This is a genomic window from Neotamlana laminarinivorans, from assembly GCF_020523925.1.
In the GTDB taxonomy this organism is placed as follows: domain Bacteria; phylum Bacteroidota; class Bacteroidia; order Flavobacteriales; family Flavobacteriaceae; genus Neotamlana; species Neotamlana laminarinivorans.
The window spans coordinates 1-5,628 of record NZ_JAJAPW010000017.1 but is presented as its reverse complement, the minus strand read 5'-3'; the positions used below and the strand labels follow the sequence as shown (position 1 = coordinate 5,628).

2 tRNA genes and 3 rRNA genes are annotated in these 5,628 nt (G+C 44.7%); all 5 read right to left on the bottom strand.

The window, feature by feature from the left end:
- Window positions 1-76: 76 nt before the first annotated feature.
- Window positions 77-184 (bottom strand): 5S ribosomal RNA (gene rrf / locus LG649_RS15830).
- 123 nt (window positions 185-307) lie between these two features.
- Window positions 308-3,124: ribosomal RNA gene (locus LG649_RS15825) — 23S ribosomal RNA — on the bottom strand.
- 181 nt (window positions 3,125-3,305) lie between these two features.
- Window positions 3,306-3,379, bottom strand: a tRNA-Ala gene (locus LG649_RS15820).
- Window positions 3,380-3,511: 132 nt separating this feature from the next.
- Window positions 3,512-3,585 (bottom strand) — tRNA-Ile (locus LG649_RS15815).
- 154 nt (window positions 3,586-3,739) lie between these two features.
- Window positions 3,740-5,261 (bottom strand): 16S ribosomal RNA (locus LG649_RS15810).
- Together the 16S, 23S and 5S rRNA genes with 2 tRNA genes alongside form the textbook arrangement of a ribosomal RNA operon.
- Window positions 5,262-5,628: the final 367 nt, after the last annotated feature.

Here is a 5,628-nt window from a genome sequence, read left to right as displayed (position 1 = left end):
AACTATATAAAATCTTAAATATTATTAAAAAGGGAATAAAAACAAAAAACCCTTCACAGTGTTGTGAAGGGTTTAAAAAAGGCGGCGACCTACTCTCCCACGAGTGTAGTACCATCGGCGCTAATGGGCTTAACTTCTCTGTTCGGAAAGGTAAGAGGTGAGCCCCATCGCTATAACCACCTTAAGTTGTACTCAAAATATCAAAATGATATTTATGAGATTCTCATACATATGAGAATAAATATCTTAACATATTGAAAAAAATCATGATTTGTAATTGTGTTGTACTCTTTTAAAAAAACAGGCGTACAATAAGCCTATGGGTTATTAGTACTACTCGGCTATGACATTACTGCCTTTACACCTGTAGCCTATCAACGTAGTCATCTCCTACGACCCTTTAAAGAAATCTCATCTTGTGGTGGGTTTCGCGCTTATATGCTTTCAGCGCTTATCCCTTCCCAACGTAGCTACTCTGCAATGCTCCTGGCGGAACAACAGATACACCAGAGGTTAGTCCAACTCGGTCCTCTCGTACTAGAGTCAGATCCACTCAAATTTCTAACGCCCACTGTAGATAGAGACCGAACTGTCTCACGACGTTCTGAACCCAGCTCGCGTGCCACTTTAATGGGCGAACAGCCCAACCCTTGGGACCTTCTCCAGCCCCAGGATGTGACGAGCCGACATCGAGGTGCCAAACCCCCCCGTCGATATGAGCTCTTGGGGGAGATCAGCCTGTTATCCCCGGCGTACCTTTTATCCTTTGAGCGATGGCCCTTCCATGCGGAACCACCGGATCACTATGCTCTTGTTTCCAACCTGATCGACTTGTAGGTCTCTCAGTCAAGCTTCCTTATGCCATTGCACTCTACGCACGGTTACCAAGCGTGCTGAGGAAACCTTTAGAAGCCTCCGTTACTCTTTTGGAGGCGACCACCCCAGTCAAACTACCCACCAAGCACTGTCCTTTCATTGAAAGTTAGACTCTAGATAAGCAAAGGGTGGTATTTCAACAATGACTCCACAACGCCTAGCGACGCCGCTTCAAAGTCTCCCACCTATCCTACACATTACTTATCCAAAACCAATACTAAGCTATAGTAAAGGTGCACGGGGTCTTTTCGTCCCACAGCGGGTAATCGGCATCTTCACCGATACTACAATTTCACCGAGCTCATGGCTGAGACAGTGTCCAGATCGTTGCACCATTCGTGCAGGTCGGAACTTACCCGACAAGGAATTTCGCTACCTTAGGACCGTTATAGTTACGGCCGCCGTTTACTGGGGCTTCATTTGAGATCTTCGCCGAAGCTAAACCCTCCACTTAACCTTCCAGCACCGGGCAGGTGTCAGGCCATATACATCATCTTTCAATTTAGCATAGCCCTGTGTTTTTGATAAACAGTCGCCTGGACCTTTTCACTGCGGCCCCGCCGAAGCGGGGCGACCCTTCTCCCGAAGTTACGGGTCTATTTTGCCTAATTCCTTAGCCATGAATCTCTCGAGCTCCTTAGAATTCTCATCCCAACTACCTGTGTCGGTTTAGGGTACGGGCCGCTTCTCTCGCTTTTCTTGGAAGTCGCTTCTCTGGATTATCACCGCAACCGAAGTCTTAGTGTACTATCAGGGCATTACTGCTCCCTTCAACGTGCTATTCCGTCAGCACGCACCAAATATACGCCTCCGTCACTTTTATTGAGAGCGGGTACAGGAATATTAACCTGTTGTCCATCCACTACCCCTTTCGGGTTCGCGTTAGGTCCCGACTAACCCTCAGCTGATTAGCATAGCTGAGGAAACCTTAGTTTTTCGGAGTGCGGGTTTCTCGCCCGCATTATCGTTACTTATGCCTACATTTTCTTTTGTAGCTTCTCCAGCATACCTCACAGTACACCTTCGACGATACTACAATGCTCCCCTACCACTTTTACAAGTCCATAGCTTCGGTAGTATACTTATGCCCGATTATTATCCATGCCGAACCGCTCGACTAGTGAGCTGTTACGCACTCTTTAAATGAATGGCTGCTTCCAAGCCAACATCCTAGCTGTCAAAGCAGTTCAACCGCGTTTTTTCAACTTAGCATACATTTGGGGACCTTAGCTGATGGTCTGGGTTCTTTCCCTCTCGGACATGGACCTTAGCACCCATGCCCTCACTGCATTACATCATTTTATAGCATTCGGAGTTTGTCAGGAATTGGTAGGCGGTGAAGCCCCCGCATCCAATCAGTAGCTCTACCTCTATAAAACTAATAATACGCTGCACCTAAATGCATTTCGGGGAGTACGAGCTATTTCCGAGTTTGATTGGCCTTTCACCCCTACCCACAGGTCATCCGAAGACTTTTCAACGTCAACCGGTTCGGTCCTCCACTGTATGTTACTACAGCTTCAACCTGCCCATGGGTAGATCACACGGTTTCGCGTCTACCACTACTAACTATGGCGCCCTATTCAGACTCGCTTTCGCTACGGATCCGTACCTGAAGTACTTAACCTTGCTAGCAACGGTAACTCGTAGGCTCATTATGCAAAAGGCACGCCGTCACCCTAAAGGGCTCCGACCGCTTGTAAGCGTATGGTTTCAGGTTCTATTTCACTCCCTTATTCAGGGTTCTTTTCACCTTTCCCTCACGGTACTAGTTCACTATCGGTCTCTCAGGAGTATTTAGCCTTATCGGATGGTCCCGACAAATTCACACAGGGTTTCACGTGCCCCGCACTACTCAGGATACCACTATCGCCATAAATCTTACTTATACAGGACTATCACCCTCTATGGTTACTCTTTCCAAAGTATTCTAATTCAATTTATTTTGAATGTTGTGGTCCTACAACCCCAATATTGCCGTAACAACATTGGTTTGGGCTAATCCGCGTTCGCTCGCCACTACTAACGGAATCACTTTTGTTTTCTTCTCCTCCGGGTACTTAGATGTTTCAGTTCTCCGGGTTCACCTCCTTACGGATACTATATCTTCAATATAGTGGGTTGCCCCATTCGGATATTTGCGGATCAATTTGTATGTGCCAATCCCCGCAACTTTTCGCAGCTTATCACGTCCTTCATCGCCTCTGAGAGCCTAGGCATTCCCCATACGCCCTTATTTAGCTTATTGTACTTTTTGCTTTTTTAATGAGTTTATTAATAAATATAAATCTATTAATAGTGATTAATTGTATCGCTCGCGTGATACTTAATTAATCTAAATTACTTTTCATTAGATATAAATCTAATGTTTCATGTATCTTTTTCAATATGTCAATGAACGTTTATACTGAAATATATTCAGTAATTCGTGGAGAATATCGGAGTCGAACCGATGACCTCTTGCGTGCAAGGCAAGCGCTCTAGCCAGCTGAGCTAATCCCCCGTTTCTTTAGTGCGTAGTTAACAGTTATTAGTTAACAGTACTTATAACGGCTACTCAACCTCTAAAATTTCCTTTCAGTTTTTTTATGAACTTATATAAAATTAAATTTATTCTAAATTTAACTTTAAATTGTAGTCTCAGGCAGACTCGAACTGCCGACCTCTACATTATCAGTGTAGCGCTCTAACCAGCTGAGCTATGAGACTGTTTTTAGTCGTTAGCCTTTAGTTATTAGTAATATCGTATTGATTAATACTAATATTTAATGACTCTTTACTATATATTTTAAATTAACAGCTAACAGAGAATAAACTATATCTTTCTTTAGGTTTATGATACTTATTAGTCGTCTTTCTCTAGAAAGGAGGTGTTCCAGCCGCACCTTCCGGTACGGCTACCTTGTTACGACTTAGCCCTAGTTACCGATTTTACCCTAGGCCGCTCCTTGCGGTGACGGACTTCAGGCACTCCCAGCTTCCATGGCTTGACGGGCGGTGTGTACAAGGCCCGGGAACGTATTCACCGCATCATGGCTGATATGCGATTACTAGCGATTCCAGCTTCACGGAGTCGAGTTGCAGACTCCGATCCGAACTGCGATAGGGTTTATAGATTCGCTCCTGGTCGCCCAGTGGCTGCTCTCTGTCCCTACCATTGTAGCACGTGTGTAGCCCAGGACGTAAGGGCCGTGATGATTTGACGTCATCCCCACCTTCCTCACAGTTTGCACTGGCAGTCTTGCTAGAGTTCCCGACATGACTCGCTGGCAACTAACAACAGGGGTTGCGCTCGTTATAGGACTTAACCTGACACCTCACGGCACGAGCTGACGACAACCATGCAGCACCTTGTAAGTAGTCCGAAGAAAGATCTATCTCTAAATCATGCAACTTACATTTAAGCCCTGGTAAGGTTCCTCGCGTATCATCGAATTAAACCACATGCTCCACCGCTTGTGCGGGCCCCCGTCAATTCCTTTGAGTTTCATTCTTGCGAACGTACTCCCCAGGTGGGATACTTATCACTTTCGCTTAGCCACTCAGTCGAAACCGAACAGCTAGTATCCATCGTTTACGGCGTAGACTACCGGGGTATCTAATCCCGTTCGCTACCTACGCTTTCGTCCATCAGTGTCAATACATTATTAGTGATCTGCCTTCGCAATTGGTATTCTATGTAATATCTATGCATTTCACCGCTACACTACATATTCTAACCACTTCATAATGATTCAAGATAACCAGTATCAAAGGCAATTTTACGGTTGAGCCGCAAACTTTCACCTCTGACTTAATTATCCACCTACGGACCCTTTAAACCCAATGATTCCGGATAACGCTTGGATCCTCCGTATTACCGCGGCTGCTGGCACGGAGTTAGCCGATCCTTATTCTTACAGTACCGTCAGAACTCTACACGTAGAGTGGTTTCTTCCTGTATAAAAGCAGTTTACAACCCATAGGGCAGTCTTCCTGCACGCGGCATGGCTGGATCAGAGTTGCCTCCATTGTCCAATATTCCTCACTGCTGCCTCCCGTAGGAGTCTGGTCCGTGTCTCAGTACCAGTGTGGGGGATCTCCCTCTCAGGACCCCTACCTATCGTTGCCATGGTGTGCCGTTACCACACCATCTAGCTAATAGGACGCATGCTCATCTTTTGCCGTAACCTTTAATCTTGTAATCATGCAAAAACAAGATACTATGAGGTGTTAATCCAAATTTCTCTGGGCTATCCCTCAGCAAAAGGTAGATTGCATACGCGTTACGCACCCGTGCGCCGGTCGTCAGCAAAAAAGCAAGCTTCTTCCTGTTACCCCTCGACTTGCATGTGTTAGGCCTGCCGCTAGCGTTCATCCTGAGCCAGGATCAAACTCTTCATCGTTAAATTTTTAAGTGTTTCCACTTGTTCTTTAACAACTAATTAGAATCTCTAAGTACTCAAAATGGTCTATTCTCTTTGTTAATTACAACCGTTTCCAGTTGAAATCTTACGCTGTCAATTCAATATGTTTATGAACTTGTCTTTCTCTTTTCTTAACTCGTTTCCTTGTTAAGCGGGTGCAAATATAAAACCCTTTTTTAAACTACACAAAACTTTTTGATCTTTTTTTTCGAAGAAAATTTTTAAAACTTTTCTCCTCTTTTAATCTTGTCGCTTTGAATGAACTTATCAAAAACTATTACCGTTTTTGCGGCTGCAAACATACAACCTCTTTTTTAATTCTAAACAACTTTTTGAAACTTTTTTT